We start from the raw sequence: 17,815 nt of genomic DNA, 5'->3' as shown, positions 1-17,815 counted from the left end.
GGGCCAGCATATTTCGTACCCAGAGTCCGTTTCCGCCGCCGTTGACCTAATATCGCCCTGCTCTGCAACCACCTGTGCATATCTTCATTGGAGTTATCCACATAATCCACAACCTGATCCACAGGCCGTGCCTATCACTATCCGGGACAGTCGCAGGGCGTGGCTATAAGCAAACGTCAAGCGAACCCAATCCCTCCCAAGCGGAACGGGATCGGGACCCACACGGCCCTGTCCAGCTCATCCTCAGCGAAGCGGGGGTCACGAACGACCGATCCGGGACTCCCCTCCTTGTCCATCCCGGAGCGGTCGTTCGCCGCTGCCTCGGAACCGCGGCCGAGCGGGTCCCGACATCTACTTGGACGGCACGGCGAACGATTCGGTTCCAGAAAAAACGAGAACACTAGCGAAAAACTGAAATACCGGGCTCGAGCTGGCGTCGTCGGTAGCCTGGGTGCATGAACGCGCGCAGGGGGCTATTCGACGGATTGGACTCGGCCGGACTCAACACCGCGATCTCGGAGGCGACCTGCCTCGGACTCGAGGTGGATACGAAGGCGGCCACACTGCGCCTCGACCTGACAGTCATGACGGTGCCCGCCGACGGCGCCGCGCCACAGGATCATCAAGTCAGGCTGGACTTCACCGGAGTCAGCCGAGTCGCTGCCTCGCTGCGCATGCAGCGCTGGGACGACATCGAGGCCCAGATACTTCCGCTCGCGCTCGACGGCCTCGACGACGCGATCCGCAGCTTCGGCGGCGGCCGCCTGCACGGCTGGGAGTTCATCGACGTCGACGAGAGCGGCTGGGCGCTGTGGCGCGAACTGCTCAGCTTCGACACCGAGATCGATGATCACACCCCGTCGCACGTGCTGGAGTTCTCCCAGGAGGAGGGCATCGATCCGCGCGAACTCGACGTGCGCGTGTGGTTCGACAACGTCACGGTGTACGACGCCAAGGGCAAGGAGATCGCGCCCGCCGACTTCATCGCGGGCGGTGTGCGCTGGTGGAAGGCCCATGACGCGGCCGATCCGCGCACCCTCCGCCCCGGCATCGTGCCGCCGCTGTAAACCGAACCCCAGCGACTGCCACGCGTCCGATCGCACCGGATGCGCGGCGGTTCGCCGTTCGCGCAAGGTTTTTCAGGCCCCGAGCCCGACCGGGCAGGTCACCCCAGTGGCGTGCACCGGGCAGTAGCCGCCGGGGTTCTTCGCGAGGTACTGCTGGTGATAGCCCTCGGCGTAGTAGAACCCGGAAAGATTCGGCGCGGGTCCCGCTTCCGGAGTGGGCAGCGGCGCGATCTCGGTGGTGATGGACCCGTACCCCGCCTCGGCGAGCCGCTTGCCGTAGGTCTCCGCGGTGCTGCTGGCCAGGGCGGCTTGTTCGTCGCTCAGCGTGAAGATCGCCGAGCGATACTGCGTGCCGCGATCGTTACCCTGACGCATGCCTTGCGTCGGATCGTGGTCCTCCCAGAAGTGTTTCAGCACGCCCGCGTAATCCAGCACGTCGGGATCGAAGACGACCAGCACCGCCTCGGTGTGCCCGGTGCGGCCGCTGCACACCTCCTCGTAGGTCGGGTTCGGGGTGTACCCGCCCGTGTAGCCGACCGCGGTCGTATAGACGCCGTCGAGCTCCCAGAAGCCCTTCTCCGCGCCCCAGAAACAACCCATCCCGACGACCGCCACCCGCATGCCGTCGGGAAACGGCGGACGGATGGGATTGCCGTTCACGAAGTGGGTATCCGGCACCAGAATTGGTTCCTCCCGGCCCGGGAGCGCCTGCTCGGGCGTCACCATCGCCGGCTCCGGGAGACGGATCCGTCCGACCAGTTCGTCGAAGAACGACATGGTTCCGATGCTACTCACGAATGCTCGTGCTCGAATCGCCCTGCTGCTCACGCCGGAACCAACCACTGCGTAATCGACCGATCTCCGATGGAATGAGGGGGCACACGGCCCGGTTGGAACCGAGCGGGTGTACGAATGATGGCTGGAAGCGCTCGAATCTCCGAGCGTCACAGCCCGACAACTGAGAAAGGGACATCGTGGCTGAGTACACGCTGCCAGATCTGGATTACGACTACAGCGCCCTGGAGCCCCACATCTCCGGGCAGATCAACGAGCTGCATCATTCCAAGCACCACGCGGCCTACGTTGCGGGCGCGAACACCGCACTCGAGAAGCTCGAGGCGGCTCGCGAGTCCGGCGATCACGGCGCGATCTTCCTCTACGAGAAGAACCTCGCGTTCCACCTCGGTGGCCACGTGAACCACTCCATCTGGTGGAAGAACCTCTCCCCCAACGGCGGTGACAAGCCGGTCGGCGAGCTGGCCGCCGCGATCGACGACCAGTTCGGTTCGTTCGACAAGTTCCGCGCGCAGTTCACCGCGGCCGCCAACGGTCTGCAGGGCTCCGGCTGGGCCGTGCTCGGCTTCGACACCCTCGGCCAGAAGCTGCTCACCTTCCAGCTCTACGACCAGCAGGCCAACGTCCCGCTCGGCATCATTCCGCTGCTGCAGGTCGACATGTGGGAGCACGCCTTCTACCTGCAGTACAAGAACGTCAAGGCCGACTACGTGACCGCGTTCTGGAACGTCGTCAACTGGGAGGACGTGCAGGAGCGCTTCGCTCGCGCCGTCAGCCAGGGCAAGGGCCTCATCTTCGGGTGAAGCTCCGCGCGCCGAGGCGCGCGGCTGGAAGCCCGCCGGGTAGTGGAATCGCCCGGCGGGCTTTTTCGTGTCCGCTGCCTGATCGGCGCGTGCACTGTCCGATTAGCACTCATTGGTACTTGTGTGCCAGATGATCCGTGAGTCATCCTCTGAATTCCATACAGTTCGAGGACGGGCAAGGCCGCCCCCGGTTTCATCTCGGGAGGCACGATGCGGACCAACGGGCCGATCGGCGTCACGCCGTTCCACTCGCGCGGGTCGCTGCGCGGGTTCGTCATTTCCGGTCGCTGGCCGGACACCACCAAGGAATGGGCGCAGGTTTTGGTGCTCGCCGTGCGCGTGGCGAGCCTGCCCGGCCTGCTCGCCACCTCCACCGTCTTCGGCGTCCGCGAGGAGCTGCCCGACGATCCGGAGCCGGGCACGGTCGGGCTGGTGCTGGCCGAGGGCACGGTGCTGGGCGAGGAGGCGCTGGAGCCGGGCCGGTTCGCCGATCACGTGCCGCCCGCGCTGCTCATGCTGCATCCGCCGTCGGAGACCCGCCCGACGCTGCCCGAATGCACGGGCGCGGCCTCCGGTTGCGTGCTGCTGCCCGGCGTCCCGCATCTGGGACTGGAACACCGCGCCGCGTGGGCCGAGGCGGAATCCGACGGCACCGTCACCTCGCTGGTCAGCCGGGTCGGGCTGGATCCGATCAGCGATCCTGATACCGCCGTGCTCGCGATGCTGCTCGCGGCCTGAAAGACGTCACGGTGGGATGCGTCGAGTGACTCGCGCTTGGCTCGTGCGCGCTCCCGGTGGATGCGGGCGCTCGCACTTCGCTCCGAAGCACGCGCGAACATCTACGCGCACAGTGATATTCGCGTGAGTTGGTGGTTTGCGAGGGGTCTGCGCAGTTAGCCTGTCACGGTCGAAAGGATCGTGGAAGATGTCCGGTAATCCCCTCGCCGCCGCCGAACCGTGGGACCTCGTCGCCGACGGCTACGCCGAATCCGCGCTCGCGATCATGGCGCCGTTCTCCGACCGCGCCCTTGAACTCGCCGACCTACCCGCCGACGCGCATGTCATCGATGTCGCGGCCGGGCCGGGCACGCTGAGCCTGCCCGCGGCCGCGCGGGTCGGCCGGGTGCAGGCCGTCGATTTCGCCGAGCACATGCTCGAACGCCTCCAGGATGCCGCGCGGGCAGCCGGTATCACCAATATCGATGTGCGAGTGGGCGACGGTCAGGCGCTGCCATTCGAAGACGACGGCTTCGACGCGGGCTTCTCGATGTTCGGCCTGATGTTCTTCCCCGACCGGATCAGGGGTTTCGCCGAGCTGTTCCGAGTGCTGCGGCCCGGCGGGGTCGCGGTGGTGTCGAGCTGGGCGCCGGTGGCCGAATCCCCGTTGATGCGAATGATGTTCGGCGCGTTGGCGGCGGCTGATCCGACCGTCCAGGAGCCGCAGCCGAACTTCCTCAGTCTGGAGAATCCGGAGGTCTTCGCCTCCGAGATGCGCGAAGCGGGGTTCGCCGGGGTGTCCATACAGCGGCACACCACGTCGGTGACGTATCCGGACGGGGACCGGCTGTGGGAGGAGATGTCGCGCAGCAGTGCGCCGATGACGCTGATGCGACGCTCGATCGGCGAGGACGCGTGGGCCGCCCGCTCCGAATCCATGCGCGCCTACCTCGCCCAGAACTACCGGCCCAACACCCCGCTGGCCACCACGGCGTTCCTCGGCACCGGCCACAAGCCCCTGCCCTGAGCACCCAACCGAAAAGGCCGCCCCAGAAGCGAATCGGAGGCGGCCTTCGCGTGGTACGCCGATTACCGCGGTGCCATACGCAGCGCGCCGTCCATGCGGATGGTCTCGCCGTTCAGGTAGTCGTGCTCGACGATGTACTGCGACAGCTGCGCGTACTCGTCCGGGCGGCCGAGGCGCGACGGGAAGGGCACGCCCGCCTCGAGGCCCTTGCGGTACTCCTCGGTGACGCCGGCCAGCATCGGGGTGTCGATGATGCCGGGGGCGATGGTGTTCACGCGGATGCCGAACTGCGCCAGGTCACGCGCGGCCGGAACGGTCATGCCGTGCACGCCGCCCTTGGAGGCGGAGTACGCGATCTGGCCGACCTGGCCCTCGAACGCCGCGACCGAGGCGGTGTTGATGACGACGCCGCGCTGGCCGTACTCGTCGACCGGATCGGTCTTGGCGATCGCGTCGGCGGCGAGCCGCATGACGTTGAAGGTGCCGAGCAGGTTCACGGTGATGACGGTGCGGAACAGCTCCAGATCGTGCGGGCCGTTCTTGGACAGGATGCGACCGGCCCAGCCGACGCCGGCGCAGTTGACCACGATGCGCAGCGGCGCGCCCGACTCGACCACCTTCGCGACGGCGGCCGAGACCTCGTCGTTGCTGGTCACGTCGGCCGGAATGAGGGTGACCCCGGCGGGCACGTTGTCACCGGCGCGCTCGATCGACTGCGGCACGTCCAGGCCGAAGACGGTGGCGCCGAGTTCGGCGAAACGCTTGGCGGTGGCGGCGCCGAGGCCGGATGCGCCTCCGGTGACGATGGCGGCGGAACCCGAAATCTCCACGATGGTCCTCTCGTTCGTGACAGCCAGTTGGCCCTTTGTCAATTGCACCCTAATAGATGCCGCGGGCCGAAGTCCGCCCCCGACCCGGGCCTGTCCGGCGGCGCCTCGTGAGAGACAATGCACGATTCTCTCTCACACCTCGCGGGTACCGAACATATTTGCGAACATCGCTGTTCATCGGTGGTATCGTCGCCGCATGAAGCTGTTCTCCGGCCCGGACGTCGCCGGTAGAAGGGTGTTGATCACCGGGGCCGCGCGAGGCATCGGGGCCGCGCTGGCCAAGCAGCTGCACGCGCACGGAGCATCGGTCGCGCTGCTCGGCCTCGAACCCGATCTGCTCGCCGAGGTGGCGCGCGAATGCGGCGACGCGCCGTGGCGCTACTGCGACGTCGGCGACCATGCCCAGGTGGAGCGGGTGGTGACCACGCTGGCGAGCGAGCTCGGCGGCTTGGACGTGGTGGTCGCGAACGCCGGGGTCGCGAAGCAGCTGGCGCTGATCGGCGGAGATCCGTCGGTCATGGAGGAGACGCTGGCGGTGAACCTGCTCGGCGTCTACTACACGCTGCGCGCCGCAGGCCCGCACATCTGTCATCCGCGGGGTTACGCGCTCATCGTCTCGTCGCTGGCCGCCGCCGTGAATCTGCCGCTGGCGGGCGCGTACAGCGCGTCGAAGGCGGGCATCGAGGCGCTCGGCCACACCCTGCGCCACGAGATCAGGCACACCGGCGCCAAGGTCGGCATCGCGTACTTCGCCGAACTGGACACCGACATGACCAGCCGCGGTTTCGGCACGGCCGCGGCGCGCGCCATCCTCGGCCGCTCCACCGTCTCGGGCGTGGCGCCGCTCGGACCCGCCATCGACGCCACCGAACGAGCCATCGCGCGCCGCCGCCGCCAGATCGTCTCGCCGTGGTGGGTGGCGATGGTGCTGCCGTTCCGTCCGCTCGCCCAGCGCGTCGTGGACGCCGCGCTGCGCCGCGGGGTGGCCGAGGCGCTGGAGATCGCCCGCGCCGAGGACGCGCCCTTCACCACCGATCAACCGAGCAGGCCACGCAGAATGGAGCGACCCGCCTGACGGGCGCGGGGCCGATCGAACGGCACAGCGCCCGCCGAACACCTGACCCGCCGAACCACCTCGGAGTCACCGCATGACCGACACCCCAGGCACCGCCCGCCAACTCCCCAGGGGCAGGCACGGTTTACCTCGGGAGCAGGTGATCGCGTCGCAGCGCGACCGGATCCTGGACGCGATGGCCGAGACCATGGCGGTCACCGGCTACGTCGGCACCTCCGTCGCGGCCGTCCTCAAACTGGCAGGCGTTTCCCGGGAGACCTTCTACGAGCAATTCCGTTCCAAGGAGGACTGTTTCACCGCGGCCTACGAGCGGGCCGTCGAGCGGCTGGTCGTCCGAATCGCGGAGGCATCCGGACCGGCGGACGAAAACGGCACGAGCGGACCAGATCTCGACCGCATGGAACGTCTGCTCGTCGCGTACTTCGAGGGCCTGATCGAAGACCCCGCCTACGCCAGGCTCTACCTGGTCGAGGTCTACGCCGTCGGCTCCGATGCCCTGGCCCGCCGCGCGCAACTCCAGGACTCCTTCGTCGCCCTGATCGCCGAGGTGCTCGACGCGCACACCGAACAGCAGCGCTTCGCCTGCCAGACCTTCGCGGCGGCGGTCAGCGCGATGGTCACCGCCCGTATCGCGGCCGACGACCTGGACGGTCTGCGGGGTTTGTGCGCACCGCTGCTGGACATGGTCCGGCGCAGCGGGGACTTGTACGGGTCCGCGATGGCCGCCAACGAGGTGCGCGCCTGAGTGGGCAGCCTTCGTAGCGCGCGGCCGACCGCTGGCGGCTCGTGTCGGGCACCGTCTCGCGGCGCGTTGGCCGGCGTGGGGCGCGTGGCGTGTCGGCTTGCGGTCGGTTTGTGTTGGGTCCAGAGGTTCCCCAATGTCGTGGGTGCCCAGAAGGTGCGCCTACCGGTTCGTTCGAGGCGGTGGTCGTTGGTTCCGGGCATTGCGTTGGGTTGACGGTTTCCAATGCTTGAGGTGCCCAAGGGGGTGGGCCTACCAAGGCTTCACCCCCAATGTTGCAGGTGGCCAGAGGGTTTGCCTACCCAGGTTTTCCTCGGAGCAGTGCTGGGCGCGTCGGGTGCCGTACCCGGCTTACCTCCCGCAGTCGGGTGCGTGGGTGCGACTTCCGGCGTGGTCGACTGGCTGTGGTTGCGTTCAGAGAGTGCAAGTGGGTGTGAAGAGCTCGTTGGTCTGTCAAGGCCTCAACCACCATTTGACTACCGTCGATAGAGAAATGGATTCGACGGTAGTCAAATGGTTGCTTTCCACGATCGAATAGCCACCATATGACTACCGTCGATTCTTCCGAACCCCAGCCATCTCACATGATGGACGGCGAACCCGCTTCCGGGTCGCACCACGACACCAAAACCCCGCACCTATCACCGAACAGCCCCCACCCTCTTACCCCGGAGAGCGCCACCACAGCCGGATGACCACGCCGGAAGCCGAACCCCACTCCCCCAACCGCGGGAGGTAAGCCGGGTACGGCACCCGACGTGCCCAGCACCGTTCGAGGCAAACCTGGGTAGGCGCGCGTGAACTGTGCAGCCCTAACCCCCGGAACCACGTCCACCAACCCAACCACCAACTGAACCGGACGAAACCCACCCGGCAAACCCGGGTCAACCGCGTGAACCAGGCAGACCCCGTGAAAGCCGTCCCTCGACGCCCCCACCGCTAGATCTAACCCCGTTCCGGGAAAGCAGCACAGGGACAAGCCGAAAAACCCCGGTCGACCTCAGCGCCCTCGCTGAACACCTTCCGCCACAACCTCCTCGACCTCGACTCCCACCCGAACACGCCGCACCAGCAGCACAGCACCCACCACCACCGGAACAACGGCGGCAGCCGCCGCACTCACCACCAGACCCAGCGACGGAACCGCCGCGCCGAGCAACGTGGTGCTGCCGAAGTAGAGGAACAACAGCCCCGAGCCGATGCCGATGAGCCGCTCCGGCAGGTGCTTGCCCACCGCGATACCGACCGCGATGGCGAGGGCGTCGGCGGCGACCATGCCGATGGTGGAGCCGAGCCAGACGCCGAACCAGCTGTTGTCGGTGGCGAGGGCGGCCGTCGCGAACATGGTGCGGTCGCCGAGTTCGGCGAGGAGAAAGGCCGAGAGCACGACGAGGAACGGGGCGGCGGTAGAGCGGGGCGGTCGCGGCTCGTCGTCATCGTCGGGAGCGCCGAGGTGTTCGCGCAAGGTCCACAGGCCGACGGCCAAGAAGGTGAGGGCGGCGACCAGTGAGATGGCCCGGGTCGGCAGGGCCGCGCCGAGGAAGTAGCCGACGGCGACCGAGATCAGATGCACGCCCGCGGTGGCCGTCGCGATGCCGCCGAGAACCACCCACCAGTGATAGCGCAGCGCGAACGTCAGCGCCATGAGCTGGGATTTGTCTCCGAGTTCGGCGAGGAAGACGATGCCGACGCTCAGCAGGATGGTGGCGATCATGTGTGGCGTACTCCCGGGTCTCCGGCCTGCCTGCCGGAGATCTGGGTACGCCTCCGGCCGACAACGTGTGGTTGTTCAGGCCGAAGGTCTCGCCCACCGGATGAAAACCCGGTTCACACAACCGGACCCGAGCCTGGGGAGGCGGCGGGCCAGTATGTCGACTGCGTGATTGGGGGCTACTCCCCTTCGCTGTCTCCGACCCTACCCCAGCAACCTCCGCGACGCCAACCAGCTGTAAGCCAAATCGCAATGCGCACAATAAGTTTGGTGCTCCTACCGGCAAGTTTCGGCAACCCTCACGCACCCAGCAGCAAACCCTCATTGGGATACGCCGGGCGGCCCCAGTCCCCACACACCGCGCACACGCCTCACATAGGCAGTGGCTATGTGAGGCGTATGCGTGGTGTGTGGGAGCGCCGCTCTGCCCGGCGCCCGGAGACGACGAAGGCCCCCTCCCGTTGCTCGGGAGGGGGCCTTCGAACCGCGAAACCTACAGCGTGCGGGTGAGGCGGTCGGTGAGGATATGCGCGAAGCGCGCCGGGTCCTTCAGCTCGCCGCCCTCGGCCAGCACCGCGGTGCCGAAGAGCAGTTCGGCGGTTTCGGTGAGTTCCGGGACCTTGCCTTCGTCCGCGTCCTGCTTGCGGGTGTCGTAGGCGTCGCGCAGCCCGGTGACCAGCGGGTGGGTCGGGTTGAGCTCGAGGATGCGCTTGGTCTCCGGAAGGATCTGGCCCGAGGCCCGGTACATCCGCTCCAGCATCGGGGTGAAGTCGAAGACGTCACCGACCAGGCAGGCGGGCGAGGTGGTGAGCCGGTTGGTCAGGCGCACCTCCTTGACGCTCTCGTCGAGGGTCTTGCCCAGCCAGGTCAGCAGTTCGGCGAAGTCCTTGTCCTGCTGCTCGCGCAGCGCCTCGGACTCCTTCTTCTCCTCCTCGGTCTCCAGATCCACCTCGCCCTTGGCGATGGACTGGAACCGCCTGCCGTCGAACTCCGGCACCGAACCGACCCACATCTCGTCGACGGGATCGGTGAGGATGAGCACCTCGAGCCCCTTGGCCGCGAGCGCCTCCATGTGCGGGGAGCTCACCACCTGCTGGCGGGACTCGCCCGTCATGTAGTAGATGGCGTCCTGGCCGTCCTTCATCCGCTCGACGTACTGCGCGAGCGTGGTCAGCTCGGTCTCGGAGTGCGTCGAGGAGAACGAGGAGACCTGCAGGATGGTGTCGCGGTTGTCGAAGTCCGAGAGCAGGCCCTCCTTGAGGACGCGGCCGAACTCCTTCCAGAAGGTCTGGTACTTCTCCTGATCCTCGGCGCCCTGCAGCTCCTTCACCGTCGAGAGCACCTTCTTCACCAGGCGCTTGCGGATCATCTGGATCTGCCGGTCCTGCTGCAGGATCTCGCGGGAGACGTTGAGCGAGAGATCCTGCGCGTCCACCACGCCCTTGACGAAGCGCAGGTACTCCGGCATCAGCTCTTCGCAGTTGTCCATGATGAACACCCGCTTGACGTAGAGCTGCACGCCGCGCTTGTGCTCGCGGGTGAACAGGTCGAACGGCGCGTGCGACGGAATGAACAGCAGCGCCTGGTATTCGAACGTGCCCTCGGCCTTGAGCGGAACGATCTCCAGCGGGTCGTCCCACGCGTGGCTGACGTGCTTGTAGAACTCCTTGTACTCCTCTTCGGAGACCTCGCTCTTCGGACGGGTCCAGAGCGCCTTCTGCGAGTTGAGGGTCTGCTCCTCGAGGACCGTCTTCTCCTGCTTGTCCTCGCCCTCGCCCTCCGTGACGGTCCGTTCCACCTGCATGCGGATCGGCCAGGCGATGAAGTCGGAGTACTTCTTGACGATCTCCCTGAGCTTCCACTCCAGGGTGTAGTCGAAGAGGTGATCCTCCTCGTCGGCGGGCTTGAGCTGCAGCGCGACCGACGTGCCCTGCGGCGCGTCGTCGACGGCCTCGATGGTGTAGGTCGAGCTGCCTGCGCCCGCCTCCCAGCGGGTGCCCTCGGTCTCGCCCGCCTTGCGGGTGGTCAGGGTGACCTTGTCGGCCACCATGAAGGTCGAGTAGAAGCCGATGCCGAACTGGCCGATCAGCTCCTCGGCCGCGGCGTCGGTCTTCGCGTCCTTCAGCTGTCTGCGCAGCTCCGCGGTACCCGACTTGGCGAGGGTGCCGATCAAGTCGACGACCTCCGCGCGGGACATGCCGATGCCGTTGTCACGGACGGTGAGAACCCGATTGTCCTTGTCGACCTCCAGCTCGATGCGCAGGTCGGACGTGTCGACGTGTAGGTCCTTGTCCTGAAAAGACGCCAGCCGCAGCTTGTCCAGCGCGTCGGACGCGTTCGAGATCAGCTCCCGCAGGAACGTGTCCTTGTTGGAGTAGACGGAATGGATCATCAGCTCGAGCAGCTGATGGGTCTCTGCCTGGAACTCGAGTTGTTCGACGTGCTGAGTCACGTCGCGATGGTACCGCCGCCGACCGACGGCACACCCGCTCGCCCGCTCAGGCGCCCCGGCCGAACGAGGAAGCCGCGCCGCCGCCGGCCGGCAACTGCGGGGCGCGCCCGAAATCGGCGAGGGCGGGCACCTCCAGCTCCGCGCAGTGCGGGTTCGGCACCCGCGGCGACATCCATTCGCGCAACACCTGGGTGGCCCGCACGTCGTCCTCGTTGTATTCGAGCAACCGGGTGCGCTGGGTCAGGTCGGGTGCGCCGTCGTAGCCGACGGCCTGGCGATACCAGCTCATCGACGCCTCGCCGCCCGCCTCGGGATCGCGCCAGGCGAAACCGGCCACCGGCGCGATCTTCTTGAGCCCCTTGCCGTTCGGGCAGATGAACTGGTCGGTGACAGCCTGGAACATGTCCACCCACTCGGGCCCGTCCACGAACGCGCGCACCTGCTCCACCGTCGGCACCCCTCGGCGCCCCGCGAACCTGCGCGCCGACTCGTACAGCCACTTGTCCTCGGCGGTGCGCGAATAGCAGTAGGCCGCAAAGGTTTTCCCGGTCGTCGCGGCCTCGGCGCGCACCGTCATCAGCCAGGTCCAGAACTCGCCGAAGGAGCGGCCCTCGTCCTCGGTCGGCAGCGGGTCCCAGGTGACGAACGGCCGGTAGCGACCGTCCAGCAGGGTGCCCCACAGGTAGGCGCCGTGTTCCTGGAAGCTCTCCAGGTCCACGTCCACCTCGACGTCGGCGCGGCGCACCTGCACCCGGTCGTAGCGGCGCACCAGCGGCGCGCCCGCGAGCCAGGCGCGCGCGGTGACCACGGCCTCGTCGAAGGGGCCGTGCTGCCAGTCCTCCGGGTCCTCGCCGGTCCATGCGGCCAGATCGTCGATGGTTTCCACACCGTGGCCGCGCAGCACGTCGGCCCGCGAGCCCGGCGCGACCAGGCTGACGTCGCGGTGCTCGGCCAGCCAGCCCTCGCAGCTCGGCCCTTCGACTCCCCTTGTCCACCAAGGGCATTGCCTGCATTCGGGCACCTTGGACGGTACCGTCGGCAGCTCGCCGCGCACCACCGCGATGCGGTCGGCGTAGCGGCGGTCGTATTCGTCGAGCAGCGGGCCGAGGTCGTGGACGAGGATGCGGTCGAAGTGGTACCCGATGACACCGCCGACCAGGGACGGACTGGCCAGACCATGGCGCTGCAGCATCCGGTAGAGGTGCGCGAGACGCTGCTGGTCACGCGGCTGCTGGCGCAGCTTGCGGGCCGGATCCGGGCGCGGGTCCCAGCGATACGGGTCCGAGGTGGTCGGGTGGAAGTCGGCCGGTTCCGGTTTGCGCGGGTCGGTCACCTTGTGGTTGACCACGATGACCGGGATGTAGCCGCCGCGATCGCGGTCGCGCAGCAGGATCTCCGAGCCGCCGCGCCTGCCGGTATCGGGTTCCTGCGGCAGCAGGCCACCCCAGATGTGTTGCGCCCCAGCGGCACACGCGCTCATGGTGGCCGCAACGCGATCCGACGCTCGCTGCGCGGGATCGATGATCACCCAGTTGTCCGGGTCGGCGGCGACGAGCGCGTCGCGCACTCGATTGCGATGTGCGGTCGCGGCCTCGCGTCGCTGGCGCACACCCGGATCCTCGAGTACGTCCGTGAGCATCTGCGGGTGTGCCGCGTCCAGGTGCAGCCGGTGCCTGCATCCGATCAACGCGCGCGCGTCGATGAACGCTAGCTGCGCGTTCACCATCCGACCGCGCTCGATCGGCTCGTTTTCGGCCGGCACGTCCTCGATCGGCGCGTTCTCGATCGGCGCGTCCTCGATCGGCACGTCCTCGATCGGCGCAGCGGCGAGCTCCCCCGCCCGGTCCGCGGCCGAGCCGTCCACCTTGCGACCCTCGCGGTCACCGCTGCCCGAATACACGTATGCAGTATGGTCCAGACCCCTGACAGGACATGGTGTGCCCTCGCTGCCGCCGCCCTCGACCGGATAAGGTGGGCGCAAACCGCGTGGTAGACGGCAGACGGCCTCGCGCCCGACAGCGCTGCCCTGGCACACAGCATTGACGGAGGGCCTTCCGATGGGGTTGTTCACGAAGCGCAAGCGGCGTCCGAGTCGCCGGGCCGAGGCGAAAGCCCTCAAGCACAAGGCCGCGATCGAGGCCAAGCTGTTCGCCAAGAACGATCGCAAGGCCAAGCGCGCCGAGGCCCGCACTCAGGCCAAGGTCGCCAAGCAGCAGATCGCCACCCTGCAGGCGGAGGAGAAGGCCGCGCAGAAGATTGCCGCCAAGGCCGAGCGTGACGTGTTCAGCGCGAGCCAGGTGCGCAAGTACCTCGGCGTGGCCCGGGTACTCGTTCCGGTGCTCGCGCCACTGGCCTACCGCGGCGCCACCTTCGTCCGCGGCCAGCTCGACACCCGGCGCGCGCAACAGCTCGGCATCGGCATCGACCAGCTCGGCGATTACACCGGGCACGGCGCGAAGCTCCAGGCCCGCCTCGCCAACGCCGAGGCCGCGCTCGGCAAGATCGACGACAAGGGCGAGGGGCAGAAGTTCGTCATCGCCACCCGCGCCCGGCTCGACAGCCTCGGCGCCGCGGTCCGCACCGCCGAGCAGATGCCCCCGTCGCGTAGGCGCGCCGTGCACACCTCGATCTCGCACGAGCTGTCCGGCATCGAGGCCGATGTGCTCGCCCGCCTCGGCGTGAGCTGAACGCCGTCTCCGCGATGAATCCCGGCCAAGACACCGGCTGGCCGCGCGGCGGCTTGGTCGGCGCGCTGGTCGGCCTGCTCAGCGTCGCCGCGCACGGCGCCGCCGGCGGTGGCTATCCGGATTCACCGGAATTCGCCCTGCTGCTGACGGTTTCGGCGTTGGCGGGATGCGCGACGACGGCCGGATTCGCGGAGAACGGGGCATGTGGCGCCCCCGGCACCGAACGACACCGCAATTCGGCCGGCCTCGGCATTCGGCTTCGCCCTTCGCGCGGCGCCGGTCCGATGCTCGGCGCACTCGCGGTCGGGCAGTTGGGCGGGCACGCGGTGCTGGCCGGGCACACGCACGCGGAGCGCGCCTCGCACATTCCACGCGGTGACGCGCCGCTCGCGGGTTTCGTGCCGACCGGCTGGATGCTGTTCGCGCATCTGCTGGCGACGCTCGCCTGTGCGGGGCTGATCCTGGCCGCCGAGCGTCTGTACGCCATCGTCTCCGGTGCAGCGCGAGCCGTCCTCGGCGAGCCTCGGCACCTTCCCGTTGCCCGAGCGGGCCGCTGGGCCGATCACCGGACACCGACCTACCGCTTTCCGCCGCAAGGACCCGTCGGGCCGCGCGCACCACCGGCATTCGCCTGATCCGCGCACCCAATTCCTTTCGGACAGAAAGTCTCTTATGCGAAGTTCTCTTTTCCATGCCTGCGGTGCGGTGGCGAGCGTGGGTTTCGTGCTGCTCTCCGGCGGCGTCGCCGCCGCGCACGTGACGGTCGACGCGCCGGGCGCCCAGCAGGGCAAGTACTCCGTCGTCACCTTCCGTGTGCCGACCGAATCGGACACCGCCTCGACGACCGCGCTCACCGTCACGCTGCCCAACGTGCGCAGTGCGCGCACCGAACCCATGCCGGGCTGGACGGCCCGGGTGGAGCGCAACGACAAATCCGAGGCCGTCGCGGTGACCTGGACCGCCGACCCTGGCGCGCCCGGCGTCGGCCCCGGCCAGTTCCAGCGTTTCGTCGTCTCGCTCGGCCCGCTGCCCGCCGCGGAGACGGTGAGCTTCCCGGCCAAGCAGACCTACAGCGACGGCAAGGTGGTCGACTGGAGCCAGCCCGTCGGCCCCGACGGCGCGGAACCGGAGCATCCGGCGCCCACACTGACCCTCGCGGCAGGCTCGGGCGATCCCGCCGACGACCACCGCGTCGACAACGGCGCCGCCGCGCAGGACGACGCCGACAACATGGCGCGCTGGCTGGGCGGCATCGGCCTGGCACTCGGCGCGCTCGGCGCCGCACTCGGACTCGGCAGCTTGCTCAGGAGGCGCTCATGAGGACCACAATCCGACGACCCGGCTTCGCCACGCCACCAGCGCGCACCGCGATTCGGCTGCCCGCCAAGGCGTTTCGCCGCCTCGGTGCCGCGGCGGTCGCTGTACTGCTGCTGTTCGGTCTCGGGCTGGCCACTGCGGGCGTCGCCGCGGCCCATTCCGCCGCGGTCGGGAGCGTGCCGGAGGACGGCTCGACGGTGGAAACCAGCCCCGGCCGGATCAGCGTCACCTTCAACGAGGAGTTGCAGCCGAACTTCCCGTCGCTCACGCTCACCGGCCCGGACGGCAACCTCTGGTCCAAGGGCGAGCCGGTCGTCGACGGCAAGACGGTGAGCATCGAGGTCGGCGAGCTCGGCCCGGTGGGCGACTACGTCATCGCCTACCGCGTGACCTCCGCCGACGGTCATCCGGTCAGCGGCAAGCGGACGTTCACGCTGAGCCAGCCCGGCAAGGGCACGCCCGGCCCGCGCGCGGACGCCAAGGGCAGGTCCACCGACGAGGGCGGCTCCGACGGAATCCCGGTGTGGATCTTCGTGATCGGCGCGGTCGTGCTGTTCGGCGGCGGTCTCGCCATCGCGCTGGTCGGCTTCCGCGGCGGGCAGCGCCGATGAGCACGCGGTGAGCAGCGGGGCGACCGGCGTTCGCGAGACGGGGGCGCTGCTGCTGATCGTCCCGGCCGGGCTGCTGGGGGTGGGGCTGGCTTGGCTGCTCACCACGGGATCGGCGCCCGCCGAGGGCGCCGTGCGGGTCGTCGCGGATGGGCTCGGCGCGACTGTGCTCGGACTCGCCGCGCTCCCCCGTTTGCACGAACGTCTGGCGCCGCCGTGGCGCATGCTCGCGGCACTGGCCGGCGCCTGGTGCGTGACCGAGTTCGCCGTGCTCGTCTTCGAGGCGGCCGAGGTGGTCGGCGTTCCGGTGCGACGGCTGGCGGCCGGGCAGTTCGGCACCTTTCTCACCGAGATCAGCGGCGGTCAGGTCGGCATCGCCATCCTGATCGCGACCGCCGCGGTGGCCGGCTATTCGACGCTGGCCTTCCGCGGCGGCGACACGGCCTCGACCGATCTGGTGCTGGTGTTCGCGGCGGTCGCGGTGGCGCTGCGCCCGATCACCGGGCACATGTCGCAGCAGGCGTTCGGCTCGGTCCTCGCCGCGGTGCACGCGCTCGCGGCAGGGGCTTGGTTAGGACTGCTGGTCGCGCTGGCGCTGGTGGTCCGCACGCGCGGCGAATGGGCCGCGACGCTGCCGCGGTATTCGACGGTGGCGATGCCGCTGATCGGTGTGGTCGCGGCGACGGGCGTGGTGAACGGACTCGTCCGCCTCGGCGGCATCGGCCCGCTGTTCGGCACCGGGTACGGCCGCATTCTGCTGGCCAAGACCACGGTGCTTGCGTTGCTGCTCGCGCTCGGCTGGTGGTGGCGGCGCACGTGGGTCCGCCGGGCCGCCGACCATCGGATGGACGCGTCGGGCTCGCTGCGCCGCGCGGTGCTCGAGGTCACCATCATGGCCGTGGCCTTCGGTTTGGCGGCGGCCCTGGCCGTCACCGCGTGATCCGCTGCCGCAAGGGAAACCCGTTACAGTTGCCCGCATGACCGAAGTGAAGATCGTCGAAGACTGTGCCGGGTCGGCCGAATCAGCGTTCCAGTACGTCAACGATTACCGGAACCTGCCCAGCTTCCTGCACGGCATTCAGTCCTTCACGCCGGTCGGCGAGCAGACCGAGGGGGTCGGCGCCGTCTTCGACGGGCACATGAAGCTCGGCCCCGCCTCGCTGCACTCGCGCGTCGAGGTGGTCCGCTGGGAGCAGAACTACGCCATCGGCATCAAGTCGATCAAGGGCTTCGAGATCGTGTCGACCTTCCTGTTCCACCCCAAGAGCGACGATCTGTGCACCGTCGACGCCATCATCGACTTCCGGGTGCCCGGCGGCCTGGCGGGCAGGGCGCTCGGCAAGACCATCGAGCCATTCGTGAAGATCGCGGTCAAGCACACGACGGACAATCTCGTGAAGGAGATCGCCGGGTTCCACACCAGCCGCGCCTGAGCCCGCGCCTGATCGACCCGGCGCTTCTAATCAACCCCGCGCCGGAGCCGGGCGGAAGGCGCGGGAACCACGCGGCCGATGGGATGCTGAAACCATGAGCGAGCGCACCACCCCGACCTTCGCCCAGCGGATGGGCTACATCTGGGGCCGCACGTTGCCCCCGGCGATGTCGGAGTGGGTGCGCGCCGACCTGACCGGCCCCGGAGCCACCCGCCGCTACCTGGTCCGCATCCTGGTGCCGATCATCCCGGTGCTGAGCCTGTTCCTGCTGGTGCCCGGCCCGCTGTGGATGGGGCTGGCGATGATGGCGTTGCTCTATCTGCCGCTGATCTATTTCACGGTGGCGCTGATGTACGTCTACCGGCGGCACCGCCTGATCAAACACGGGCTCGACCCCGCGCTGGCCGACGCAGACGCCAGGGAGCGATCCGCCGCGGACCGGCTGGCCTACGAGCGCAAGCACGGCCGCGCCTGACGCCCGCTCAGCGGCTGGAAACATGCCTGACCGGACGCGGTCGAGGCTGGCGGTGACTTATATCACAGGCATAGCC

Annotated in this window: 18 protein-coding genes; 13 read left to right on the top strand and 5 right to left on the bottom strand. The window is 68.5% G+C overall.

Features of this window, described 5'->3' with window-relative positions:
• Window positions 1-455: 455 nt before the first annotated feature.
• Window positions 456-1,067 carry a hypothetical protein gene (locus tag AB0H50_RS09110; RefSeq protein WP_357448801.1) on the top strand — a complete coding sequence of 204 codons (612 nt, stop codon included), beginning with the start codon at window positions 456-458 and terminating at the stop codon, window positions 1,065-1,067.
• 72 nt (window positions 1,068-1,139) lie between these two features.
• Here AB0H50_RS09110 and msrA read toward each other — a convergent pair whose 3' ends face one another.
• A complete protein-coding gene (gene msrA / locus AB0H50_RS09105; protein WP_357449397.1) occupies window positions 1,140-1,844 on the bottom strand; it encodes a peptide-methionine (S)-S-oxide reductase MsrA in 705 nt (234 codons plus the stop codon).
• Window positions 1,845-2,041: 197 nt separating this feature from the next.
• Between msrA and AB0H50_RS09100 the strand changes: the two genes are divergently transcribed.
• The 3 genes from AB0H50_RS09100 to AB0H50_RS09090 all read left to right on the top strand — a co-directional run bounded on the left by AB0H50_RS09100 (window position 2,042) and on the right by AB0H50_RS09090 (window position 4,409).
• The gene (locus tag AB0H50_RS09100) at window positions 2,042-2,665 is read left to right on the top strand and encodes a superoxide dismutase (protein WP_357448799.1); all 624 of its coding nucleotides are present in this window, start codon (window positions 2,042-2,044) and stop codon (window positions 2,663-2,665) included.
• Window positions 2,666-2,875: 210 nt separating this feature from the next.
• On the top strand, window positions 2,876-3,403 hold the full coding sequence (locus AB0H50_RS09095; protein ID WP_357448797.1) for a peptidase: 528 nt from the start codon (window positions 2,876-2,878) through the stop codon (window positions 3,401-3,403).
• A gap of 187 nt (window positions 3,404-3,590) precedes the next feature.
• A complete protein-coding gene (locus AB0H50_RS09090) occupies window positions 3,591-4,409 on the top strand; it encodes a methyltransferase domain-containing protein (protein WP_357448795.1) in 819 nt (272 codons plus the stop codon).
• 62 nt (window positions 4,410-4,471) lie between these two features.
• Here AB0H50_RS09090 and AB0H50_RS09085 read toward each other — a convergent pair whose 3' ends face one another.
• Window positions 4,472-5,239 carry an SDR family NAD(P)-dependent oxidoreductase gene (locus AB0H50_RS09085; protein ID WP_357448794.1) on the bottom strand — a complete coding sequence of 256 codons (768 nt, stop codon included), beginning with the start codon at window positions 5,237-5,239 and terminating at the stop codon, window positions 4,472-4,474.
• Window positions 5,240-5,435: 196 nt separating this feature from the next.
• Here AB0H50_RS09085 and AB0H50_RS09080 point away from each other — a divergent pair, with 196 nt between their 5' ends.
• Window positions 5,436-6,314 carry an SDR family NAD(P)-dependent oxidoreductase gene (locus AB0H50_RS09080; RefSeq protein WP_357448792.1) on the top strand — a complete coding sequence of 293 codons (879 nt, stop codon included), beginning with the start codon at window positions 5,436-5,438 and terminating at the stop codon, window positions 6,312-6,314.
• Window positions 6,315-6,387: 73 nt separating this feature from the next.
• Window positions 6,388-7,059, top strand: a complete 672-nt coding sequence (locus AB0H50_RS09075) for a TetR/AcrR family transcriptional regulator (RefSeq protein WP_357448790.1) — start codon at window positions 6,388-6,390, stop codon at window positions 7,057-7,059.
• A 997-nt stretch (window positions 7,060-8,056) separates the two neighbouring features.
• Here the strand turns inward: AB0H50_RS09075 and AB0H50_RS09070 are convergent.
• The 3 genes from AB0H50_RS09070 to AB0H50_RS09060 all read right to left on the bottom strand — a co-directional run bounded on the left by AB0H50_RS09070 (window position 8,057) and on the right by AB0H50_RS09060 (window position 12,945).
• The gene (locus tag AB0H50_RS09070) at window positions 8,057-8,770 is read right to left on the bottom strand and encodes a TMEM165/GDT1 family protein (RefSeq protein ID WP_357448788.1); all 714 of its coding nucleotides are present in this window, start codon (window positions 8,768-8,770) and stop codon (window positions 8,057-8,059) included.
• 490 nt (window positions 8,771-9,260) lie between these two features.
• Window positions 9,261-11,219, bottom strand: coding sequence for a molecular chaperone HtpG (gene htpG / locus AB0H50_RS09065; protein ID WP_357448786.1), 1,959 nt, complete (start codon window positions 11,217-11,219; stop codon window positions 9,261-9,263).
• A 46-nt stretch (window positions 11,220-11,265) separates the two neighbouring features.
• A complete protein-coding gene (locus AB0H50_RS09060; RefSeq protein ID WP_357449395.1) occupies window positions 11,266-12,945 on the bottom strand; it encodes a TM0106 family RecB-like putative nuclease in 1,680 nt (559 codons plus the stop codon).
• Window positions 12,946-13,276: 331 nt separating this feature from the next.
• On the opposite strand from AB0H50_RS09060, the gene AB0H50_RS09055 reads away from it, so the two are divergent.
• The 7 genes from AB0H50_RS09055 to AB0H50_RS09025 all read left to right on the top strand — a co-directional run bounded on the left by AB0H50_RS09055 (window position 13,277) and on the right by AB0H50_RS09025 (window position 17,739).
• Window positions 13,277-13,906, top strand: a complete 630-nt coding sequence (locus tag AB0H50_RS09055) for a DUF6474 family protein (protein ID WP_357448784.1) — start codon at window positions 13,277-13,279, stop codon at window positions 13,904-13,906.
• 14 nt (window positions 13,907-13,920) lie between these two features.
• Window positions 13,921-14,541 (top strand): hypothetical protein, encoded by a 621-nt coding sequence (locus AB0H50_RS09050; protein ID WP_357448782.1) that lies wholly within the window; start codon window positions 13,921-13,923, stop codon window positions 14,539-14,541.
• 37 nt (window positions 14,542-14,578) lie between these two features.
• Window positions 14,579-15,226 carry a YcnI family protein gene (locus AB0H50_RS09045; protein WP_357448781.1) on the top strand — a complete coding sequence of 216 codons (648 nt, stop codon included), beginning with the start codon at window positions 14,579-14,581 and terminating at the stop codon, window positions 15,224-15,226.
• A complete protein-coding gene (locus AB0H50_RS09040; protein ID WP_357448779.1) occupies window positions 15,223-15,834 on the top strand; it encodes a copper resistance CopC family protein in 612 nt (203 codons plus the stop codon). The genes AB0H50_RS09045 and AB0H50_RS09040 overlap by 4 nt, the downstream gene beginning before the upstream one ends.
• 7 nt (window positions 15,835-15,841) lie before the next feature.
• On the top strand, window positions 15,842-16,771 hold the full coding sequence (locus AB0H50_RS09035) for a CopD family protein (protein ID WP_357448777.1): 930 nt from the start codon (window positions 15,842-15,844) through the stop codon (window positions 16,769-16,771).
• Window positions 16,772-16,808: 37 nt separating this feature from the next.
• On the top strand, window positions 16,809-17,264 hold the full coding sequence (locus tag AB0H50_RS09030) for an SRPBCC family protein (protein ID WP_357448775.1): 456 nt from the start codon (window positions 16,809-16,811) through the stop codon (window positions 17,262-17,264).
• Between the two features lie 94 nt (window positions 17,265-17,358).
• Complete coding sequence (locus tag AB0H50_RS09025) at window positions 17,359-17,739, top strand: DUF5313 family protein (protein WP_357448773.1); 381 nt, start codon at window positions 17,359-17,361, stop codon at window positions 17,737-17,739.
• Window positions 17,740-17,815 lie beyond the last annotated feature (76 nt).

Source organism: Nocardia sp. NPDC050793, assembly GCF_040654065.1.
GTDB lineage: Bacteria > Actinomycetota > Actinomycetes > Mycobacteriales > Mycobacteriaceae > Nocardia.
This window is presented reverse-complemented; position numbering and strand designations above follow the sequence as displayed.